The 23,727-nt window shown below is 33.9% G+C and carries 22 protein-coding genes; 8 read left to right on the top strand and 14 right to left on the bottom strand.

The annotated features are described in order from the left end of the window. Positions 1-171: 171 nt before the first annotated feature. From KO527_RS26345 to KO527_RS22550, 6 genes are all read right to left on the bottom strand, one after another. Positions 172-294, bottom strand: a complete 123-nt coding sequence (locus KO527_RS26345; RefSeq protein WP_289847737.1) for a hypothetical protein — start codon at positions 292-294, stop codon at positions 172-174. Between the two features lie 307 nt (positions 295-601). Next, positions 602-1,153, bottom strand: coding sequence for a hypothetical protein (locus KO527_RS22570; protein ID WP_216042503.1), 552 nt, complete (start codon positions 1,151-1,153; stop codon positions 602-604). A 15-nt stretch (positions 1,154-1,168) separates the two neighbouring features. Further along, complete coding sequence (locus KO527_RS22565) at positions 1,169-2,035, bottom strand: PDZ domain-containing protein (RefSeq protein WP_216042502.1); 867 nt, start codon at positions 2,033-2,035, stop codon at positions 1,169-1,171. A gap of 22 nt (positions 2,036-2,057) precedes the next feature. Further along, on the bottom strand, positions 2,058-2,633 hold the full coding sequence (locus KO527_RS22560; RefSeq protein WP_216042501.1) for a hypothetical protein: 576 nt from the start codon (positions 2,631-2,633) through the stop codon (positions 2,058-2,060). Beyond that, positions 2,620-3,189 (bottom strand): RNA polymerase sigma factor, encoded by a 570-nt coding sequence (locus KO527_RS22555; RefSeq protein ID WP_216042500.1) that lies wholly within the window; start codon positions 3,187-3,189, stop codon positions 2,620-2,622. Before KO527_RS22555 ends, KO527_RS22560 begins: the two co-directional genes overlap by 14 nt. 198 nt (positions 3,190-3,387) lie before the next feature. Beyond that, positions 3,388-4,155: a type 1 glutamine amidotransferase domain-containing protein gene (locus KO527_RS22550; protein WP_216042499.1), complete on the bottom strand. Its 768-nt coding sequence runs from the start codon at positions 4,153-4,155 to the stop codon at positions 3,388-3,390. Between the two features lie 255 nt (positions 4,156-4,410). On the opposite strand from KO527_RS22550, the gene KO527_RS22545 reads away from it, so the two are divergent. After that, on the top strand, positions 4,411-6,534 hold the full coding sequence (locus KO527_RS22545; protein ID WP_252733990.1) for a winged helix-turn-helix domain-containing protein: 2,124 nt from the start codon (positions 4,411-4,413) through the stop codon (positions 6,532-6,534). A gap of 12 nt (positions 6,535-6,546) precedes the next feature. Then, positions 6,547-6,999, top strand: coding sequence for a GNAT family N-acetyltransferase (locus KO527_RS22540; protein ID WP_216042498.1), 453 nt, complete (start codon positions 6,547-6,549; stop codon positions 6,997-6,999). A gap of 53 nt (positions 7,000-7,052) precedes the next feature. Here KO527_RS22540 and KO527_RS22535 read toward each other — a convergent pair whose 3' ends face one another. Further along, on the bottom strand, positions 7,053-7,847 hold the full coding sequence (locus tag KO527_RS22535) for a hypothetical protein (protein WP_216042497.1): 795 nt from the start codon (positions 7,845-7,847) through the stop codon (positions 7,053-7,055). A 713-nt stretch (positions 7,848-8,560) separates the two neighbouring features. Here KO527_RS22535 and KO527_RS22530 point away from each other — a divergent pair. Then, positions 8,561-10,762 carry a TonB-dependent receptor gene (locus KO527_RS22530; protein WP_216042496.1) on the top strand — a complete coding sequence of 734 codons (2,202 nt, stop codon included), beginning with the start codon at positions 8,561-8,563 and terminating at the stop codon, positions 10,760-10,762. Positions 10,763-10,837: 75 nt separating this feature from the next. Next, positions 10,838-11,509, top strand: a complete 672-nt coding sequence (locus KO527_RS22525; protein WP_216042495.1) for a Fe2+-dependent dioxygenase — start codon at positions 10,838-10,840, stop codon at positions 11,507-11,509. A gap of 144 nt (positions 11,510-11,653) precedes the next feature. Here the strand turns inward: KO527_RS22525 and galK are convergent, their stop codons facing one another. The 7 genes from galK to KO527_RS22490 form a co-directional block, all read right to left on the bottom strand. Further along, positions 11,654-12,799 carry a galactokinase gene (gene galK, locus KO527_RS22520; RefSeq protein WP_216042494.1) on the bottom strand — a complete coding sequence of 382 codons (1,146 nt, stop codon included), beginning with the start codon at positions 12,797-12,799 and terminating at the stop codon, positions 11,654-11,656. Position 12,800: 1 nt separating this feature from the next. Continuing rightward, a complete protein-coding gene (locus tag KO527_RS22515) occupies positions 12,801-13,841 on the bottom strand; it encodes a UDP-glucose--hexose-1-phosphate uridylyltransferase (RefSeq protein WP_216042493.1) in 1,041 nt (346 codons plus the stop codon). 111 nt (positions 13,842-13,952) lie between these two features. Next, on the bottom strand, positions 13,953-14,840 hold the full coding sequence (locus tag KO527_RS22510) for an aldose 1-epimerase (RefSeq protein ID WP_216042492.1): 888 nt from the start codon (positions 14,838-14,840) through the stop codon (positions 13,953-13,955). Further along, the gene (locus KO527_RS22505; protein ID WP_216042491.1) at positions 14,837-15,763 is read right to left on the bottom strand and encodes an SMP-30/gluconolactonase/LRE family protein; all 927 of its coding nucleotides are present in this window, start codon (positions 15,761-15,763) and stop codon (positions 14,837-14,839) included. The genes KO527_RS22510 and KO527_RS22505 overlap by 4 nt, the downstream gene beginning before the upstream one ends. Before the next feature lie 213 nt (positions 15,764-15,976). Continuing rightward, positions 15,977-17,539, bottom strand: a complete 1,563-nt coding sequence (locus KO527_RS22500) for a sodium/sugar symporter (protein WP_216042490.1) — start codon at positions 17,537-17,539, stop codon at positions 15,977-15,979. A gap of 151 nt (positions 17,540-17,690) precedes the next feature. After that, positions 17,691-18,614 (bottom strand): 2-dehydro-3-deoxygalactonokinase, encoded by a 924-nt coding sequence (locus tag KO527_RS22495; RefSeq protein ID WP_216042489.1) that lies wholly within the window; start codon positions 18,612-18,614, stop codon positions 17,691-17,693. A 3-nt stretch (positions 18,615-18,617) separates the two neighbouring features. After that, a complete protein-coding gene (locus KO527_RS22490) occupies positions 18,618-19,373 on the bottom strand; it encodes an SDR family oxidoreductase (RefSeq protein WP_216042488.1) in 756 nt (251 codons plus the stop codon). A gap of 241 nt (positions 19,374-19,614) precedes the next feature. Between KO527_RS22490 and KO527_RS22485 the strand changes: the two genes are divergently transcribed. The 4 genes from KO527_RS22485 (at position 19,615) to KO527_RS22470 (ending at position 23,618) form a co-directional block, all read left to right on the top strand. After that, the gene (locus KO527_RS22485; RefSeq protein ID WP_216042487.1) at positions 19,615-20,310 is read left to right on the top strand and encodes a FadR/GntR family transcriptional regulator; all 696 of its coding nucleotides are present in this window, start codon (positions 19,615-19,617) and stop codon (positions 20,308-20,310) included. Between the two features lie 432 nt (positions 20,311-20,742). Continuing rightward, on the top strand, positions 20,743-22,752 hold the full coding sequence (locus KO527_RS22480) for an ATP-binding protein (RefSeq protein WP_216042486.1): 2,010 nt from the start codon (positions 20,743-20,745) through the stop codon (positions 22,750-22,752). Positions 22,753-22,860: 108 nt separating this feature from the next. Further along, positions 22,861-23,013, top strand: a complete 153-nt coding sequence (locus KO527_RS22475) for a hypothetical protein (RefSeq protein WP_216042485.1) — start codon at positions 22,861-22,863, stop codon at positions 23,011-23,013. 107 nt (positions 23,014-23,120) lie between these two features. After that, entirely contained in the window at positions 23,121-23,618 is a 498-nt protein-coding gene (locus tag KO527_RS22470; protein WP_216042484.1) for a hypothetical protein, read from the top strand. Positions 23,619-23,727 lie beyond the last annotated feature (109 nt).

Here is a 23,727-nt window from a genome sequence, read left to right as displayed (position 1 = left end):
CAAAAATATGAAAAATAAAATAAATAACAGGGGCACTCTCAACCTTCAACTTTAATTTAAAATGGGCACACATATTCTAAATTAAAGTTGGAGGTTAAATTAAAACTATTTTGTAGTGATTTGTTATTAGAATTGTAATTATAAGATCGAGTTTAATTATATAATCTAAAATTACTGTTTTAGTTTTAGCATCGTAATCAAACTTTTTGCCATAGGTATAGCTGATGCTGGATTTTGACCTGTGATCAAGCGTCCATCTATAACAACATGAGGCTGACTTATTTTTGGCTGCACTATAAATACCGCCGAGCTTTTTAATTATATCTTCTAGTCATAGTAATAATAAGCGCCCCACAAAAACCACACGAATATTAAAGTATGAAAAGCTGAGATTGATAGTGAATTATGATTAATGTAGAGTCGATAGTATCTTAAATCTACACTATTCATTTAACATAAGCATGCGAACAACTAGCATACTCATGTTAAATAGTAGTAAAAAGAATAACTGTGATTGCATGAAAAATATTAAAACGAAGGATTAATCACGTTTATTGTATCTAAAAAGTAATGCGAACCAGAACCTTTAGCTCAGTAGACATTAAACAGGATCGATACCACATGCATTTTCTGCAAACTGACCTAAAGATAAAGTAATTTCAGGAATGTGTAAGCCGTTAAGTACCGTGGATAATGTTTTATATACACCCTTTGATTCAAGGGCTAAAGTCAGCGTTTGATCTATTCTTAAATCACTAAATAAATTTAATACTTCTCTTTTATTAAGCTCAGCAAGCTTGATATCATTTACTGCAAGTAATGTATCTTTAACTTTAATGCCTAAGTTATCGGCTATACTTCCGGAATCAACTTGTATGACATCATATCCAATTCCATTAGTATTATTTAATTCAAATAATAAGCCTAAATTTATATAATCTTTTTTTTCTAATAATAATAAACAATTAAAACCATCAATTTTGTTGTCTTTAGATTGCTCATTTCTAGCAATAGTTAATAGTGTCGCGGCTATTTCATGTTCTAATTCTTTGAGTAATATTTTAGATTTTTCGGTATAACTGTCAGGTTGAGCGGCTGATATAAATGCCACTAAGGTAAAGACAAACAAACAAATTAATTTAATATATTTCATTGTAAAACCCTTTTATTATTTTTGAATACATTGTTCTGCGTCAATACGCCAATTTACGATTTTTGGTACGCCATTTATTACTCTGGTCGCAATGAAATAACGTTTATTAGGTTTTATTTCGATTTCTATGGGAGCCATTTTTCCATACGTTGGTCCCCCATAAAAATTAGTTCGAGTAAAATGAAATTGATGATGTCCTGGGCGCAATTGAATTGTATTCAAGTCATCTGAGACCCCATTATTGTCAACCTTGTCAAAGACCACAGCACCAAAACGCCCCATTGATGAGGGAGGTTTAATATGTACACTTACTTTTGCGCATGAGTTTTCTGGATAATTTTGTTTAGCTGTAGATTTACTTTCCACTCCTTCCCCGACTTTAAAGTAAAGGTTTGGTATTTCAACCGCCGATAATTTGGGGGATATTATTTTAAGTTCTTTGTTGGATTTAACTCCTAAAGTGAGATTTTGATCTACTTTTAATTTATATAAAACATTTAGGATTTCACTAGATTTTATTTTTTCAACTGGAACGTGATTTATTTCAGTAATATAGTCGTGTACTTTTATTCCTTGTTTTTCAGCTTCACTGCTAGGTGTAACTGAAATTACCTCGTAGCCTAGTTTTGGCTTATACGCACCAATTACCAAACCTAAATTTATATGCTGATTAACAGGTAACGAAAACTGATAGTTAAAATTACGCATATCTTTACCCGCTTTCATTTCATTTTCAGATACATAAAGTAATGTATGTATAATTTTTCGCTGCAAGTTTTTTAATAACAATTTTGAATCTTGGCTGTGATTGTTAGCTGATGCACTATTAAATAGAAACATTGATAAACACATTAAAAATATGGTGCGCTTCATGACTTTCATTTTAATTCCCTCTATCTTGAGTTTACGCTTTATCTAATTGTTGTTTTTCTACTATTTTATTTTTTATTACTTTTAATCTTTGTGACCATAACTTTGAAACTTCTGCAGCGGGCAGCTGATCCATATAAGCTTGCTGAATAGATAAGTCCAAAATACTCAGCTGAGAACTTACTAAACTTAAGTCAACTTGTGTTGATTCAAGCGCTAAATTCGATTTGAACAATTCTTGCTGTAACCAATTATTTTGCTCTATCAGTTCTGCTAGTTGTATATTTGACTGAACCTCTTGTGTGGCTGATTGATCTATTTTCGGTACCAATAAAACACATAAAATAGAGGCTGCTAATGCTAAACTACTCAACTTCCATCTGCGTATCCGTTTTTTATTACGCGCTAACAAAATATTATTATGGGCGACCTGTTGCTTAAGCTGTAAATTTGGCCAACTTTTATTTGGCATGCTCAATACAGGTAAGCTCTGTAACTGTGACTGTACTGCTTTCAAGTTTTCTAGCCTAACAGAACATAATTCGCAGCTTTTTAAGTGACGACTTTGTTCTGGATCAGGAGCGAATAGTTGTTCATCATTTAAATGCATTATATTTTTCCTGCTCTAATACGATTAGCTTTAAGCTTTTGTAAGCGCGACTTAAAGTTACTTTTGAATAACTTTCAGACTTACCATACAAATCAGCAATTTCTTTATGGGTATAGCCTTCAACTTGATGTAATAGCAAAACAGCACGGCTTTGTGTTGGTAAATTTTTTAAAATTTCATCTAAATCATGACAAGTAATGAGCCAATTAAAATCAAATAAGTCATTTGATGCAGACTCTTCAACCTCAGTATCAGCTACAAGCTTTAAAATGCTATTTGATTTAACCCGGTTAATTGTTTCATTTACTAAAATGCGTCTTATCCAACCAGCGAATGAACCATCATTATTGAAGTTACAAATTTTATTCATTATTTTTATAAAAGCTTCATGGACTATATCTTGTGCTAACGTTTGATCTTGGCTAATTCGATAAGCTAGGCTAAAACACGCATCGGCATATGTAAGATACACAACCTCTAATGCAGACATATCTCCTTCGATTGCTTGATCAATTACTACTTGGGATAGCTGCTTTTGAAATCCTATTTTCAACATTTATGCTTCTTTTTTTGTTCCATTACTAATAAAGACATTTGAAAATTAAAAAGGGTTACAAAATTATTTTTATAATTTTTCTTTTTAAGAAAAGAGGTTATAACATAGATGAGTCGTTACTGATGTTTTATAGCGTGATTATATTTTTCCTAAGTGAAGTGTATATAGATAAAATACACTCCACTTTATAATGTCAATTTAACCTTTATTTTGGCCGCCTAACATTACAATCAAACTTTTTGCCATAGGTATAGCTGATGCTGGATTTTGACCTGTGATCAAACGTCCATCTATAACAACATGCGGCTTGCTTTTTTTGCCTGCACTATAAATACCACCAAGCTGTTTAATTTTATCCTCAAGGAGAAATGGGTAGTTACTACGCGCCCAGAAGCCTTCTTCAACATTTGCTTTTGCGGTTATGTTTTTACCTTCAATTAAGCGTTGACCATTAGTGAGTTTTACATTTATCAATGCCGCTGGACCGTGGCAATCTGCCGATATAATCCCCCCGCGTTCATAGATTTCACGGGTTATTTTTTGTGCCTGTTTATTATCAAGTAAGTCAAACATTGGCCCTGAGCCGCCAGCAAAATAGACTGCATGATAATTGTTAGACATCACTTCATTTAAAGGTATTGAACCATCAAGTTGATTTTGTAATTTAGAACTCAAAAACCATGTTTCTTGCTCATGAGATAAACGTGAAGCCCCACTTGCTTTACCTTTGCCACCTAATGGGCTAGCAATATCCATTTTAAACCCAGCTTGCTCTAGTAAAAAATACGGTTCCACCACTTCTGGTAGCCAAAATCCAGATTTATCGCTTGAAACTATAAAGAGCACCTTTTTATTTTGGTTGAGCACTGCTGCATTTGCTGAACCGGCTATGAGTAAAGTTAACAATAGCATTAAAACGAAAGCTTTATAGTGATGGGTTAAACTTGTTAACATACTGATATTCATATATCTCTCCAATGATTTTATTTAATTTTCAATAATTACAATATAAAAAAATAAATTAAAAATAATGAAGTATTCATGACTTTTAAGGAATGAATGAGGAAAAAGTTATGACTAAAGTATGAATTTTAGTTATTCGGTAATAAATTAATACAAAAAAAGGCTATTATTTCTTATAACTTAGCTTAATACGTAGGCAAATCTACAGTATGATATAAGCGACAACAAAAAATAACAAAGATAAAAACAAGACAGGGAATGAGCTTGCGCTATTTACACTTTAACGATATTTCTATCGATACTCATAATCAATTACTCACTCGCAATAATGAAACGATAAACCTTGCCCCTAAGGTATATGATTTATTAATTTATTTTTGCAACAATCATCATCGCGTGATCAGTAAAGATGAGCTAATGGCGCAAGTTTGGACAGGCACACTCGTAACAGAAAACGCCATAAGCCGTACCTTAGTTAAAGTGCGTAAAGCCCTTGATGATGATCCTAAAAATCCAATTTTTATCATTACAGTACCAAAAAAAGGCTATAGAATGGTAGCCCAGTTCACTGCGAGTGAACAAACTTTAGAAAATGATGTATCGACTTTAATAAATCAACACGCATTATCAAATCAGCCAGATAATCCAATAGAAGCACAACCAAGCGCTACAGACAATTCTAGAGATGATAAAAAAGCATATATAAAAGTAGTAGCTGTATTTGTACTTATTACAATCACACTGATAGTGATTTTTTCTTTTAAAAGTTCAAACCAAATACAAACAAAACAAATAAAACCTTTTACCCGGGATGTAGGTAATGAGCTAAACCCAAGTGTTTCACCTGATTTAACTTTACTTGCCTATACCAAAGAAGTGTCAGAGGAAAATAGCTATATTCAAATCGAAAATTTAGCAACACATAACAAACGAAATATCATCCATCCAAGAGCAAAGCTTTCTAAACCGATATGGTCACCCAACAACAATAAACTCGCTTTTTTATATCAACACAATAATGTGTGCATAATTTATTGGGCTAGCATTGATTTTATTGAAGATAAAGAAACCTGGGAGTCAATAACTGAATGTAATGCCAATAGTAGCCCAAACTTTGTTTTTACACCTGATGGATCACATTTATACTTTAATAATAAAACAACGCACACCAGCGGTTACCAAATATTTAGAGTCGATATCTCATCTAAGCAAAAAGATATAGTTAATCAACCCATTACTAATGGATTAGGAAATTATGCATTTGATATATCAAACGATGGTAAAAAATTAATCATGTTAAACAGTGAGTTTTCTCCTAATACTCGTGTTTACACTTTAGATATCGCCAGTTCAAAGTTATCACAAACTATCCAACTGCCCTATTTAATGCGTTCTATTCGCTGGCATCACGACAATAAGAGCATTATTCATCCTTCACCTCACCCAGCATACGAATTATGGCAAAGTAATTTACATGGTGAAAAACTAGCTGTACTTGCTAGTAATACATCTCGCGTGAAACACATTTCACGGATCAATAATGATGAAGACTTTACATTTGTATCTTATTTACTTAATCGTGATATTGTATTTAAATCAAACGATAAAGAAATTTCACTTAATAACTCATCAGTGATGGATTACCTACCAACGTTGGCAAATACCTCTGATCAATATGCATTTGTATCAAAACGCTCAACGCATGCAGAAGTTTATTTGGCAAATATTGCTGAAAATGATGATTCCCAAAAAACTGTACAGCAAATTACCTTTTTTAATAACCCGGTAAAGTTATACCGATTGGCGTTTTCACCCAATGATAAACAATTACTCATTTTAGCGGATAATCAAGTTTTTATTACGGATATACAAAACCTTGAAACCAGAAAGTTACCTCTAAATAACATGGCTATTAGTGGAATGAGTTGGCAAGATGAAAATACTTTACTGTTTTCTACTATAAAGAATAATGCTTGGTACGCGATGCGTTATGACATAGAAAAACAAGAAATTTCTAGTTTGCCATTAGGCTATCAAGGTGGTGTATATTCTCCTACTGATGACGCTTATTATTTTATAGCCGATAATAGCTCTCAAGTAATGCGATTCAAAAACTTTAATGGGCCACCGACTTCAATTGGTTTAAATTGTATGCCTAGCTTTATTAATAGAAAACTCAACCTTCAAGTCACAGCTACAGGCCTTATTTGTCAATCATCAACAATTGAAAATACGTTAGTTCATTACTCTTTTAAAGAAAAAACGAGTAAGATTTGGCAAGAATCGCCAAACAAAGTCGATTTTGATGTCAATAATAACGGTATTATTTATACAAAAATGACGGGCTCCGTTGCTGACATAATGCGAACAATTAGTTTATAAAAAGGAGTCCTTATGGTCACCATAAGAGAAGCAACAGTAGCCGATATTGATACCTTATACAGTTTGATTACCGCTATTGCAGAGCATCATAAACAAGCCCAGTATGTGCTAACAAGTAAAACTGAATTAGAACAAGCTGGGTTCAGTGAACCCCCCTCATTTGGCGCACTATTGGCAGAAGTTAATGGTGAAATAGCAGGATATTGTTCTTATACATGGAATTATTCAATTTGGTTAGGTGCTACCAATATGAATATAGACGATGTTTTTGTTTGGGATAAATTTCGCGGCCAAAAAGTAGGTGAAGCCTTAATGTTTAAAGCTAAAGAGGTTTGCATAAAAAATGGCGCATCTCGCATTCGTTGGGAAGTTGAGCAAGATAATCACAGAGCGATTAAATTCTACCAAAATTTAGGTGCTCAACTAGATATCAAAGGACTATTTCGCTGGAATTTAAATGAATAAAATCTAGTTTACTGTAAGACACAAATCGGGGTTTTCATCCCGATAAATCAATTTTATAAAATTGCTTTTTTAAAGTTATACACCTTCAGCTTTCGAGCAGAATCCCCCACAATTTTACACTGATAGCTTAATAATAGCTTCTGAGCTTGGCGTCTTTCACCTTGCTCAATTAGTTTAGTATAAGTTTTTTGGCATTGATTAAAGTCTGCTTTTAGCTTATTTACATTTGAGAGGTAGTCTTCTTTTAGTTGCTTTATTTGATTTTTAGCTGCGACCATAGCCAAACCACAATAAACTTGGTCAAAATTTTTGCCCGTACACGCTTTATCTCTAAATACTTCCAGTTCTGGGCCTTTATATTTTTTTTGTAACGCCACTATTTCACTTGCCTGTTTTGCTTCAAAAGAATCATTATATGCTTTACATCTTGCTCTTATATTTATAAAAGCAACAGGCACATTTTTACATTGTTTTTTAATCGTCAAATAATTTAAATATGGTAAGTCTTTCAATAAAAGTAACTGTGCGGCATATTCATCATCAAACTTTTTTTGATTAATTTGTTCTAACCTTCTAGCTGCTAATTTTTCTTTTATCTTATGGTCTTGTTCAATGCGCTGCTTATATGCCTTATATGCTTTAATTGCGGCAATACATTCATAATTTTCAGAAATCTCATCAGCTTTCGCATGATCTTTTATTGATTGGGCATTATTTAGGGAAAGGTTACAACTGTGAGACTTAAGTTCAGCCTCATTAATATGTGCTTTATAATAATCATCATGACTTTCTAAGCAGCCATTTAAAAACACACACGAAAAAATAACAAAAATCCATTTTGTACTCATATATTAATCCTTTAATTTTTTGAGTATATACTTCAATGTATATAGACTGACTATACTTAACTTTCAAATAAGGTACAATATCTATAACTATCTTATCTATAACAATTATTTATACACTACCTATTTAATGAATGATTTTTATATATGAAAAATATCATTGTTCCGCTCAACAACTCACAGACTGACCAACTATTACTTTTTTCTATTTATACTTTCCCTTCCTAAAAAATTCATCAGGAGCACTCGCTAGTTACATTAACAACACAAATAGCATAGCTTCAAGTATCATTAAAACTTTTATATAAAAGAAATTAATAAAATATTTTCATTTTAAGTAATATAAAGTTGTTAATTCTATTTACATCTTAGATTGAATTTAAGGGGATAGTAATTCAATCCCATTTTTAAAATTTCATTATCTTATCTTTTGTATTTCTTCTCTCATTATCTAACAAAACTCTGACTTAGGTTTACTTCACTTTAGCCAAATACCAAATAACCATTATAAAAATCAACTATGCATTTAACTTCAACTTGAACTGAACCTTTTTAAAACCTACATTTCCCTTACAAATTAGATACCTAAGTTACCAGAAACACAATTAATTAACACTAATTCATTACAACAAAAAGCTTGAAAGTGAAAATCATTCGCATTAAGATCCGCCGAACTTTTTAGTATTGTAACAATTTCCAAATAAATGGATTGTAAAATGAACAAAAAAAATAAAGCGCTAAACTTTAAAAACGTGTCTTTAGGTACTGTACTTATCTCATCGCTTGTAAATCAAGTTTCAGCTCAACAAGCTGATACCGGAGATAAATATAACAAAATTGAACGTATTTCAGTAAATGGAAAACGTATCAATGATTTAGATAAACCCGACACAGTTGCAACAAAGATGAATGTGTCAATTAAAGATACAGGCCGTTCTATGATGCAACTTGATGAAGACGCATTAAAAATGCGCGCTTTGCAAGATGTACGAGAAGCCTTTAATTATGTTGCGGGTTTCAGAGCTAATGGTCCTGCAGATCGTACTTATATCGCTCGCGGATTTAGAACAAGTATTGATAATGTAATGGTTGATGGATTACGTTCATTACAAGGTGGTGAAGGCGGAACAGGCTCTAAGCTTCCGAGTACTTTTAATGCCCAAAGTACAACGTTCCTTCGTGGGCCTGAAGCATTACTTTACGGAGCGGGAGTTGCCGGTGGTTTAGTGAATATTACCAGTAAAAAACCTCAAGCCACTGCAAAAACCTCAATAGGGATCAGTAACCGTAGCTACGTATCGAGTGATACTGGTAACTTTAAACAAAATAATACCAGTTTCAACTTAGACAGCACAGGCCCAGTTTCTGGCGAAAATGTTTTATACCGCGTCTTGGCGCAATACACTCCATCAGGTGATCACTTTCAAAAGCGACGTGAAATAGAAGAAAAACTACTAGATGCAGCATTAAGTATCGATATCGGTGAAAACACAACGATCATGCCGCGTTTTGAAAAAGCAGATCGTAAACGAACTGGCGGTAGCGGCTACGCAGATGGCGTATTTGAATCAAATTTTGCTTCTGGTGATATTAAAACCTATGGAAAACCTATTAACCGAGGTGAATATTACGGTAGCCCGATTGATAAAGGTGAAAATGAATCAACAAGTTCAAGCCTACTTATAAAACATCAATTAACTGATGATTGGAAACTTGCAGCAAATGTTCGCCACAATAAAACATCTTCTAATGCGTTAGATCTATACATATCTGACTCATCAGCATTAGAAAATGAAGTAGGTAAAGATTTAGTCAATCGTAAATGGGTCTATTCAGCCGGAGATGATAGCTACAATTTATTTGATATTACTTTTGAAGGGAAAGCTTCAACTGGTGATATTGAACATCACTTATTAGCCGGTTTCAATTACCGTGATATGGATATTAATTTTGCACGTAACTTTCAAAGCAGTGAGGATGCCGTAGGTAAAAATACCATTTCAGCTTCAAACCCAGAACAACAAATTACAGGCCCAGTACCACAGGGACTTGTTGATAAAGAAGGTAAACCACGTACTCAAACAGATACAAATATATATTTAAAAGACCGAATTAGCTTAGGCGATTCAACTTTAGTTGCAGGCCTTGCATATATTAAGCAAGACCAAGAAGAGTTAAGTAAAGGTGAAGCAACAAGCAGTAGCTTTAGTGATACGATTTGGGATTTAGGTTTTGTTCAAAAAATTAATGACGACATTAACTTATTTGCCACTTATAGCCGAGCTTATGAGCCAGTTAAAGGCCGTTGGATTGCAGAGTATGGCAACGGTAAAACAGACTATAAACCTGTTGAAGGCAATAATTACGAAATTGGTGTTAAAGGTGATTTCTTTAATAATGACTTAACCGCTGCTATTACCTTATTCACTTTAGATCGCACAAACAGCACAAAATGGAATAGAGGTGAAAATGGTTGGGAATTACAACAACTTTCAGGTAAAAGTTTTGAATCAAAAGGCCTTGAAATTGATGCATCAGCTTATTTAACTGAAAGCTTCAATACCAGTTTAAGTTATGCTTATACCCGTGCTCATGACACGATCGGTGATGATAAAGACATTCAAGCTAATAATACACCTAAACATGCATTATCAATTTGGAATAATTATCAGCTTGATAAATCAGTTAGTTTTGCATTAGGCCTAAGATATGAATCTGATAGAAATGACGGCAACTATGAAATGACAAGTTATGTTGAAGCCGACTTAGGAGCTTATTACAAAACAGCAGGCTGGGATGCTGCGTTAGTTGTAAATAACTTATTTGATAAAAACCGCGTAGAAGCAGGCGCAAACTGGGTTACTGTACAACCTAATACCCCTCGCGCTGTTAACTTAACTTTTAATTATCATTTTTAATCAGAGCTCTGGTTAGTAACATAGGTAAACCTACTTCCTTATAAGTTAAACTTATAAGGAAGTATTATAATAAATATGATCAAACAATTATCCCAAGTATTATCATCACAGCAAGTTACGGCCATAATTCAACTTATTGAACATGGTAATTTTGAAAATGGAAAAGATACAGCTGGATGGCATGCCAAAGAAGTTAAAAATAACCTGCAATGGCAAGGTGATTTAAGCTTAACAGAAGAACTAGAGCAATGCTTATTAAGTTCACTGACTCAGCATCCCGACTTTTCCGGTGCTGCTTATGCTAAAGCGATGATGCCATTTATTATCAGCGAATCAACTTTAGGTGGAGGTTACGGCGATCACATAGATGATGCTTTAATGGTAAATAACGCAGTATTACGTACAGATCTGTCATGCACTATTTTTTTGAGCCCGCCAGAAGAATATCAAGGCGGGGAACTCGTGATGAACTTCTCTGGAGTAGAGATGGCATTTAAGTTAAATGCAGGTGATGCCATCATTTACCCAAGTACAACGCTTCATCGTGTTAACCCAGTTACATCAGGTTCTAGAAAAGTAGCTTTAACTTGGATAGAAAGTCATATTCCGCTTTCATCACAACGTGAAATATTATGTGATTTAGACTCTGCACGAAAAGAGATAATGAATCTAAATGGAAAAACGGATGCATTTGATAAAATCACCAAGACCCATGCTAACTTATTAAGGCAATGGGCGGTTACTTAACCGAATAAAACTCATTACAAATTCAATATTTAAAATTCGCTAAAATTAATAAAAAACCCTAAACATGTGTTTAGGGTTTTAGTGTGATCAAAAATTATATTACTATGCTCGTACAATTTTAAGTACACTTTAATTAGGTAATTCTTATTCCATGATTAAAAAACCGTCAGCCGCTTTGCAAACAAAAATTGAAGCTTCTAAATTAAAGTTTTGAGTATAATTATCTTCAACAGCTTGTTTAATGAGTTTTATATCATCGTCACGGCATAAGCACACAATTGCACCGCCAAAGCCACCACCTGTCATACGTACTGCGCCACGACTTTGTAAAGCCCCTTTACATATTTCAACTAAACCATCTGTCGCTGGCACTGTTACTTCAAAATCATGTTTTAAAGAATAGTGAGATGCTGCCATCAGCGCGCATAAACTTGCCATATCGTTGTTTTTTAAAGCCTCTGTGGCTTTTATTACACGACTATTTTCACTAATAACATGGTGTGCACGCTTATATTCATTGCTAGTTAAATCAGGTTTAGCAACATTAAGCATTTCAATAGTGCCATGGCGTAATGTTTTGATACCCAACTTTTTAGCTGCTTGCTCGCAATCTATCCGGCGCTGGTTATATTCACTATCAACGAGCTTTCTTGGATAATTAGAATTGATAATTACTAAATTTAAATCTTCAGGGATCGAAACTGATTTTGTTTCTAAAGATTCACAATCAATCAGTAATGCGTTATTTTTTTGACCTTTTGCTGATATGAGTTGATCCATGATACCGCACTGGCAGTCCATAAAGTCATTTTCAGCTTGCTGACCAAATAACGCCAACCCTTGCTTAGATAAACCAAGATCACTTACATGATTAAATGCACCGCCTACTGCAACTTCTAGTGCTGCTGACGAAGATAACCCCGCGCCTTGCGGTACATTACTTTCAATTAATAAATTCATGCCTTTGAGTTTTTTACCACTGCGCTTTAATACAAAAGCAACTGCTCGAATATAATTGCCCCACTGTGAATCACCTTGTGTAATTTCATCAGCTAAATTAAAGCTGTCTTGTTCATTTGGATATTGAAACGAATGTACTACAATGAGGTCATCGCCTCTTTGAGCAAAGGCAACTTGAGTAGTAAATTCCAATGCACATGGCAAAACATAGCCATCATTATAATCTGTAAATTCACCAATTAAATTGACTCTACCGGGCGAGCTAGCAATGCCAGTTGGTTCACAGTCAAAAATGGCTTTAAATCCTTTAGATAAAGCATCAAGGTTCATTTTATTTTCCTAGTTTATAATGTGTTGTACTGGCTGAGCGTAATATTTTAGCTGCAGTTTCTGCACTGAGATCTCTTTGGCTTTCAGCTAACATTTCGTATCCCACCATATGTTTTTTTACAGACTCAGAACGTAAAAGAGGAGGATAAAAATGAGCATGTAATCGCCAATGACTGTTATCATCTAAATTTGAGGGTGCATTATGCCAACCCATAGAATATGGAAAGCTACAGTTGAATACATTGTCATAACGAGTCGTTAGCGCTTTTAAAGCCAAAGAAAGTGATAACTTATGCGCCTGTGATAGTTGACCAAAATGTCGTATATCCTCTTTAGCTATCAGTAAAGTTTCAAATGGCCAGGCAGCCCAAAAAGGCACAACAACGAGCCAATGTTCATTTTCAAGAACCATTCTTGATTGATTCTCAATTTCTCGCGTTACATAGTCATTTAATAAATTTGTGCCATGCCGCTTTTGATAAGTTAATTGGTTTGTATCTTCTAATAAAACTTCTGTAGATAAATGATCATGAGCCCAAATTTGACCATGAGGATGAGGCTGAGAGCATCCCATAACAGCGCCTTTATTTTCAAAAATGTGTACACAGTTGTATGTTCTAGCAAGCTCAATATAATTGCTTTGCCACGTATTAATGACAGCGTCTATTTCAGCTATCGATAATTCAGGTAAAGACTTATTATGTTTAGGTGAAAAACATACAACACGACATTCACCATTGGCAATATTAGCCTTAAATAATGGATCATTGTTTGCTAAATTTTGTGTTTGTATTTGCTCATTCACTAACGCGCCAAAATCATTAACAAATACAAATGTATTTTTATAATCAGGGTTAGATTCATTATTAGCTCTATTATTACCAGGACATAATGGGCATGTTGCATCATGCTTTGGTAAATCATAATTTGAAGTGGTTTCGGTTGCCCCAAGCCAAGGTCGGTTATTTCTATGTGGAGACACTAACACCCAATCTCCCGTCAATGGATTTTGACGTCTATGGGTAAACTCTAAATTATGCATACTATTTCTCCAGACCCTAAGCATGTGACTTCATCACTTATATTTATTTGTATTATAAATAGGATTTTATTTTTGTATACAAAATAATGTCTGGAAAGTATTTTAATTACATTACGTAATAATTGATTTGGGCGAAATATTCATCCATATATGCATTTCCTCTTGAGGAGATAGAGATTTAATTCCGGTATTTTTATCACCTGCTTCAGCCATATTAATCGCATCAGTACAGTGTGTTACTGGCTCTATACATACAAAACCAGATTTATCTGGGCTATATACAACCAAAAAGTCACAGTTATTTGATGTGGTGATATCAGCTTTTGCTTGCCATTCTGGCCAGTAAATTGAAGCCTGATAAGGGAAATTAATGAATGCATTATCAAGTACCGCATCATTAATTATATGTCCTTGTTTATCTTTAAAATCCTCTGATGCATTAATGATTCTTGTTGGCATACACTCATTATCAACTGCCCACATTTGGGATATATTTGTATGTAACGTGCACCTTTGTGTTCGAGTAAAAAAGGGATGAAAACCTAAACCTGCGGGCATTTCCTCAGCTGATAAATTAGTTAACGTCATCGACATTTTTAATGTCGTATCTATCAGTTTAAAACTTTGTCTTGCAAGATAACTAAATGGCCAAGCATCCGCTTTATGTTTATATTCTATCGTTACTTCACTCCCACTGTGTGATATTACTTGCCACGAGGTTTGCCAGCCATGACCATGAATAACATGTTTTTCAGGTAAGTGATTTAAAGGGAGTTTTATCTGTTTACCTTGCCAATCAAATTGTCCATTTTTAATCCGATTTGAAAAAGGCACTAAAGCAAAGCTTGCACTATCATGTATAGAATTTGCATCATCGGCGTTTCGAAAAACATCACGTAACGTACCATTGATCATTGCTGAGTAATGCAAAATACACCCACCCATATTTGGGTCAATAATTAACTTTGCAACTTCATTTTGTAACGTGATACAGCTCATATTTTAACCTTAGTTTCATTATCTAATACAAACTGATCCTCAGGTAAACCCTTAATGCCATTCAATTGATAAATAAATACATGGCCAGCTTTGTCATCTTGTTTCAGTTGTGATTTATTTAACCCTTGTTTTGCACTTGTTATAAATAACAGATCCATATTTGGTCCACCAATTGCCACACATGAGGGCTGTGATACATTCGTTTTAAGAACCCAATCTATTTCACCATCAGGCTGATAACGTACTATTTGACTGCCTGCCCACTGGGCATTCCAAAGGTAGCCTGCTTCATCAATACATGAACCATCAGGGAAACACCCTTCATCGGTAATGGCAAATCGCTTTTTATTGCTCAGCTGAGCTGTTTTAATATCAAAATCATATTGATAGATTTCTCGCGTTGGGGAGTCTGCATGATACATAGTTTTGCCATCAGGACTGAAACATAAACCATTTGAAACTGTAATGTTACTAAGCAATTCAGTACATTGTTTATGACTGTCACAAAAATCATCATAACAATATAACTTTGCTGTTGGTGCTGTTTCATTTTGATTCATTGTGCCGGCCCAAAACCGCCCTTGGCGGTCAATGCGGCCATCGTTAAATCTATTACCCTTAATTGACATCTCTGGTCGAGCTAACCATTCAATTTCATTGATTTTAATATCAAATAATGCAATACCTGTTTCAAAAGCAATGATCAAACGGTCCGAATTTTCGATAAAACCAAAACAACCAACGCGTTCAGGCATGCCATATTGACACAACTTTTTACTGGTTAAACAATAACTAAATAAACAAGCGTTTTGAATATCTGTCCACCATAAAAGTTGGCTTTGGATATGCCATTGCACACCTTCTCCCAACTGATTGCCAACTTTAATTGTAGTGATTAATTCTGCTGTTATTTTATTGTTCATTCAGTCATTCTCGAAACATTTTAAGTTGATAATATAGTCATTAAAGTGACGTTTATACCATTTACATTAATTACCTGATCACTCAGTAAGAATGGCTATTAATTTAAATCTCAATAAAAAAGCCTGTATACATTTACAACTATCGGTTAATAACTACCATAAATTGCAATGATTACAGGCTTATAAAAAATCATTTATTTATTGGAATTGGTATCACCACCAAGTAGTATAAAAACCTGCCAATATTAAACACACCGCAGCTGTTGAAACGCTAAAACTCTTTGAAGTACCAAAGCTAATGCCTTTTAAATCCACAGCATTTTCATGATTGCCTTTGTTTTCGACTAAAGACACCACAACGGCAAGTAGCATACATAAAATAAACACTAAACCGACTCGATCCATAAATGGTAATTCAGGCCACAACATCTTTAAAGCAAATGATAAAACAGCAGAGCCTAATGCAGCAGCAAGACCGCCATTTGCCGTTGTTTTCTTCCAAAACATGCCTAAAATAAATAAAACGACGATACCGGGTGTGAAGAAACCAGTAAATTCTTGTATATACTGGAATGCTTGATCAAACTGACCTAATAGCGGTTTTGCAACTAACATTGCTACGATTAAAGCTGTAAAGCTTACGATTCGGCCCACTTTTACATAATGTACTTCACTACGTGGATTCTTATCATTTTTGTATAAATCCATAGTAAAAATAGTCGCGATACTATTTGTCATGGATGCTAAAGATGACACAATTGCAGCGATTAATGCAGCAAATACTAAGCCTTTTAGTCCTGATGGCATTAAATTCATTAGTTCAGGATAAGCCTGATCTGGCTTGCCTAAATCTGGTAGCAATAACACAGCAGCAATACCTGGTAATACAACAATAATTGGCATTAATAACTTTAAGAATGCAGCAAACGCAATGCCTTTTTGACCTTCACGCAAATCTTTCGCCGCTAAAGTACGTTGAATAATATATTGATTAAAACCCCAATAAGATAAGTTCATGATCCACATACCACCTACCAATACTGAAATACCTGGCAAATCAGCATAATGCTCACTTTGGGGCGATAAAATCATATCAAACTTTTCAGGTGCTTTATCCATTAATACGTTAAAACCTTGGATAACCCCTTGACCTTGACCTATTAAATCAAGTGCCATATAAGATAAAAACAAGCCGCCAAACACCAATAATACCACTTGAATAATATCAGTGAATGCAACCGCTTTTAAACCGCCATATAAAGAGTAAGCAAGTGAAAAAACAGCTAAAAATATCATGCCATACATCATATCGATACCTGTGATGGTATTAAGTGCAAGCGCGCCTAACCACAATATTGCGGTTAAATTTACAAACACATACACTCCCAGCCAAAAAATCGCCATGATAGTGCGTACGCGACTATCAAACCTTTGCTCCAAAAATTGCGGCATAGTATAAATTTTTCGTTCTAAAAAAATCGGCAAGAAATATTTACCAACGATCATCAAGGTTATTGCAGCCATCCATTCATAAGATGCGATTGCCAATCCTATTTTATAACCTGAACCCGACATACCGATTATTTGTTCAGCAGAAATATTAGCTGCGATCAAAGATGCACCAATCGCCCACCAAGGTAAGCTATTTCCTGCTAAAAAATAATCATTAGCATTTTTTTCATGTCCTGCTTTTTCTCGTGATACGTAATATGCAATGCCGATTAAGGCAATGACGTAAAACACAAAGACTGATATGTCTAGTGTCGATAAAGTCATAACTTACCTCATATTGTTTTAGTTATAGTGCTTGAACTGAATAACGATTTAATAAATTTTAAAACGTGTATCCATCTCAATAGGTTTATTTGTATGATATATAGTATTAGCTTGTTGATTAAAATAAAACTAATATTTTATACAATCTACATTAACGTAAGCCACTAAAGCCTAATAAGGTAATTTTTTCTACATTATGCACAGTCGACTTTATGTTTTTTATAGATAAAACCTCTGAAAAGCAATCACTTAAATGTGGCGCGCCAATAATCTCTATACTTTCAAAACTTTCCATATTCCATTGCGAAGCATTCATTGCAGCCCTGATATCACAACCGATTAAAAAGCCTGATAAATAAGAGCATGCAGCATGCTCACTTAACTGGGAAAACAATTGCTTACTGCGAACACTAAATAAAGAGTGAGAAAATGCACCCTGTTCACTATTTATTGTTTTGTTTGCACCGCTTAAAAAAGCCTCTTGATTGAAATTAGATCCATTTTTTTGAATTAAAATGCTTTGAGTCGTTAATAAATCAAATAGCTCGCCTGTCATTGCAGTTTTAAAAAGTTGAATTTCGCCATCAATTAATAAAACCCATTTAGTATGTGTACCAGGTAAACATAATAAATAACGTCCTTTAAGATGGTTTGGATTTAATTTTAGCCAACCTAAAATTTGTAACTCTTCACCTCGCATAACATCAAATTCATCATTATTTAAGCAACAACTGATCCCTGGAACAATTGATACTTTAAAACCTCGAGCAGTAAAAGATAAAAAATCATTTTTGATTTTATAGGGGTTGATAGGGCAAGGTAAATATGACGCTTCATGCCAACCTATACTTGAGCCAATTTGACCGCATAAATATATTGGCAGCTTACCGTAAAGTTTTAACCAAGGATCAATGCAATCAAACAGAGAACTTTCAAAGCTTGATGTTTGTTTACTGACACCTAAACCTTTTTCAACAGCAATTAAATTAATATCTCCAGATGTCGCGATCTCGCATAGGTAAGCACGAAGGTGAGTTGTGCCCCAGTCAACGCCTATAATATAATTTTTAAACATGAATTATGTTTTACCGCCATCGATTGCAATGCTTTGCCCAGTAATAAGCGCACTATCATTTGATGCCAAAAATAAAGCTAAATTTGCAACGTCTTGGGGTTCTATTCTTTTTTTCAGAGCCATGGTTTGCATCCATCGATTCTCTTCTTCATTTGTAAGCCAACTATCAAGTTGTTTTTGTGTTGCGACCCAACCAGGTAATATGGCATTCACCCTTACGTTATTAATGCCAAAATCATGGGCTAAGGACTTAGTCATACCTATGATCCCCGCCTTTGCAGTGACATATCCTGCCATTTGTTCTTGCCCTAATAATGCATTGATTGAACTAAAATTAATAATGCTGCCTGACTTCTGGTTACTCATAATTTTGTAGGCTGCTTGAGAGGCAAAAAAAGTAGGATCAAGATTTATGCTCATGCACCTTTGCCATTCACTGATGGCTATATTTTCTGGTGAATGACGCATATCATTTGCCACATTGTTAATAAGTACATCTAAGCCGCCTAAGGCTTGCGCAGCTTCATCAACGGCGCTTTGTAAGCTTTGCGGGTTTGTAACATCCAAATTTTTATACCAATATGAATTAGACAAATTTTTTGCAAGTGAGCAAGATGCAGCTTCATCTATATCAACAAAAGCCACTTTAGCGCCCTGATCTGAAAACGCCTTAACCATTGCAGCACCAATGCCACTAGCGCCACCTGTTATAAAAATGACTTTATTTTTTAAATTATAATAATGAGTCGAAACGGTCACAAAAACTCCAAATGAATAGCTTAAAGAAACATCAGTAAGATACTTTCTCACTATCTAATACCATTCTCAAATCAGAAAAATCAAATTAAACACCTTTTCACTCAATTATGATATATTGTATTCAAAATAAAAACATGAAAATTTTGATATCTTGAGGTTTGTCTCGAATTTTTAATCATTTTTGTGTAAATTCCATTTATATGATTTAACACATCAATATTTACATATAGGCTATATCGTAATGATAAGTAATCAAAAACATAACTTAACCTACCAACTTACCCATGAATTAGGTAAAGCGATTGTGACTGGTAAATATAAAATTGGTGAGGGTCTACCTACGGAAGCTAATCTGTGCATTGAATATGATGTAAGCAGAAGTGCCACCCGTGAAGCTGTAAAAATGTTATCAGCGAAAGGCTTAATTGAATCAAGACCTAAAAAAGGCATTAAAGTTTTACCCGCAACTAATTGGAATATGTTTGATACTGATGTATTAGGCTGGATTTTAAGTAGTAATCCATCTTTATCACTTTTAAAGTCATTCACCGAAGTTCGTGCTGCAATTGAACCACAAGCTGCCGCTTTAGCAGCCGTTAATGCCACAAATGACGAATTAGATATGATCGAAGCCGCATTAAAACGTATGAAAGAAGCAGAAAAAGGATTAGATGATACTTTAGATTCTGATATTGCTTTTCATACCAGCATTTTAAAAGCCAGTGGCAATCCTTTTATCATTCAATTAAGTGATTTCATTAGTACAGCACTAAGAGTCAGTATTCGTTACACCAATAAAACAAAAGGTGAAGATGGCGATATCAACAAACATGCTTATATTTTTCAAACCATAAAATCTAAAAAACCAGAAAAAGCGAGAAAAGCAGTTCAAGAAATTTTAGATGAAGCGCTAGAGCTTATAAATTCAAATTTATAATCCACCTTTATTTTTATCTTTATCGGAGTTTTCTTTGCTCGTACTCCTTTCATGGGATCGGAACAATTACTGGCTACAAACATATCTGAACTGATTAACATAAACCACATCATTATTCATTTTTTCATGGAGAACTCCCTCTTGATTGCACTGTAATGATCTATTAATTTCAAATAAATTAAACTTGGACAGCTGGGAAAGTTTGTGGAGAAATTAAAAGCAAACCTCCTCTTTCACAATCTGTATCTAATCCATACTTTCTCCTAACTCCATCAATATCATTATCAAAACAAGAACGAACGTAACAGTAAGGAAATTAGATTAAAATAATATGCACAAAAACGCGCTATTGAAGATAAACATCTTATATACTAAATAAAAACTTGCTGCATGATAGTGAGACTAAACCACCGCTTTAATTTGGTAGTAACATTGAAAAATTTAAAAATAATGAGTGTATTAGCCGTTGTATTTTCACTGCTAAGCTATCAAGCTGATGCGTTAAGCTTTATTGAACTCAAAAAACAAGTTGAGTTAAAGCTGCTAAGCTCTGAGAAAATATCAATTCTATCAAATGTAAAATTAGATTCATTTACAGCAGTTCAAAAGGCAGAGTATTGGCTTTTGTTAGGTAATAACCTAGAGAAACAGCATAAAATGAATGAAGCTCAAACTGCATTTAGTAATGGAATAGCCATCTATAGAAGTAAAAAGCTTTCACCATCTGAGGTTTTAGTTAATTTATATATAATGCGCGCAAGAGTGACATCAAATATAGATCATTTTAATAAAACAGATTGTAAAGATAGAGAGCAGGCATTATCAATATCCAGAAGAATCGAGAAGCCAAATCTTATTGCTAAATCAATCGCTTATTATGCCAAGTGCTTACAAAGTGAAGAACATGGTATGAGTAAAGGCCTCAAGCTATATGATGAAGCTTTTAATATAGCCAAACAACATTACTTATCCTCAGAGATTAAACAAATAATATTTAATCAAGCGGCTTCACTCTCTTTTCGTGCATTAATGTACGATAAAGCATATGAATATAATATGTTGGTGTATAAATCATTTACTCAAACGAATGATACTAAGAGTATTTATAATTCCATTTTGAATTCGGTTCATTACAGTACAGCACTAGCAAATACAAAACTTGCTTGGCAACATCTAGCTGAACTTGATGATTTTTCAAATAAACATCCTAAATTAAAAGACGCAAAACTAAAATTCAATTATCTATCGGCAAAAGTAGCTCAATTAGACAATAACTTAGCATTAAGTATTCAATATTTAGAAGCAGGTTTAAAGGAAGTAAATAACAGTCAAAATGTATCATATATACAAGCTACTTATGAGTTATTAAGTATTAACTATTTTAAAATGGGAAAAATAGATAAGAGTTATCAAACACTTTTAGCTGTAGACAAGTTATATCCAAACAAAAAACCGATTAAAAAAGAAATATCACTGATCAGAGGGGTGATGTCTTCAACACCAGAAGATATTGCAAAATCAGCATTAAAGTTAATAGATAAAGAAAAGCAATCTAAAAATAACTTTGTTAAACAATCAACCATACAGTCAGCGCAGTTATTTGATGATAACCTAAAACAACTAGACAATATAAAATTAGAGCAACGCCTAATAATTGTCATCGTTTCAACAGTTTTTATCATATTACTCTTAGTGGGTTTCTCCTATTTGCAAATGCAAAGAAAAAAATTAGCGCTTAAAGAAACACATTTAATGGATAAACTACTCACAAAAAAAAACCAGCTACTTGCCGATGTTTCTCACGAGTTAACCACCCCTCTTACGGTATTAAAACTGCAAGTTGAATTATTAAAGGATGATTTAGAAGAAGATGTACAGGCTTCTTATCAAGCACTCGATAATAAAATAGATGATATTCAGCACCTAATAACTGATATTAGTCAATTAGCACAATCTGATGTCGGTGCTTTGCAACTCAATATAGCCACATTTGAACTTAACCAATCATTAGCTCTTTGGGAAGATGAATTAACGCAATTTGTTAATAAAAACAAACTCACATTTGAAATTAATAAATCTTTACCGGACAAACTGATGGTAGATCTTGACCCAGATAGAATCAAACAAATATTTACTAACCTTTTGACTAACAGTATTAAATACACACATAAACCAGGACAAGTTAAACTTTCGGCCACAGTTAAAAATAATAAACTAAAGTTAGCAATAGAAGATAGTGCGCCAGGTGTGTCTGATATGGATTTAATCAATATATTTGAGCGACTTTATCGTGTAGAAAGCTCTAGAAGTCGCGCCACTGGAGGTTCTGGATTAGGGTTAGCTATTTGTAAAAGCTTAATAGAAGAGCATAAAGGTAAAATTTTTGCTGAACACTCAGAGCTTGGTGGTTTAAAAGTAATTATGGAATTACCAATTAACTAATACAACTAATACAGTGATTAAATTTAAGATTTAAATCTTAGTTACAGATACTTAGGTATAATATAAGGTAGGTTTTTTAAACCATTAATAAATAAAAAAGTGGGGTTTATGTTAGGGTATTTAATTATAGCAACATGTCTTAGTGCGCTTATAGGTGGTGCTTTTTACCTTATTTTTGACCAACCAAGTGGTGCTGGTATTACAATGCTAGTTGCATTAATATTAGGCGGGATCTCCTGGAAAGTGAAAAATAAAAAATAGCCCCATACAAATAAAATTCGAATTGATAAGGACGTCAAATGAAAAAAACACTCTGGTAGTTGCTTATTATCACTTCAGTTCATACCTGGTCAAAACAGAGTATAGATGTGATTTCAATTGAATATCCCCCCTTTACCAGTAACGACATTAATGGCTATGGCATCAATTTTAAATTACTAGAAAAATATGCCACTGATAATTTTAAAACACCTTATCAACCTTTATTTGTACCTCCAGCTCGCGCACAAAAGCTGATGCGAACCAGTGATTGGTGTATTTCCTTTTATCCGCCAAAACCAAACGATAAATACGCTAAGTTTCTACCTCTTTCTGATGAAGTTATAAAGCTTGGGTTATATAGGCTTAAAAACTATAAACCATTTGAGTGGCAACAATTATCGGAATTAAAAAATAAATCTGTGGCCTTATTAAGACCAAGTAAAGAAGGTCCTATCCATCAGCAATTAATAGAAGCAAAAATGAAACTTGTTTTTGTCGAAACCGTTGAACAGGGACTATCAATGTTGATCCATAAACGCGTAGATTATGCCTTTGGTGACAATACAGCAATCAAGCAAACAAGCAAACAGCTATTGGTAAGATAAATAAAGAAAAGCTACAATTTAGTAAATCTTCTTTATTAGAAGCCCAAGTTGGTTTTTTTTACAATACTCGTTGTGAACATAAAATTTTTAATGACATAACATTTAATAA

The sequence above is a fragment of the Pseudoalteromonas sp. C2R02 genome, assembly GCF_018860845.1.
In the GTDB taxonomy this organism is placed as follows: domain Bacteria; phylum Pseudomonadota; class Gammaproteobacteria; order Enterobacterales; family Alteromonadaceae; genus Pseudoalteromonas.
Note: the sequence above shows the minus strand (reverse complement) of the source record. Positions and strands in the feature narration are given on the sequence as shown.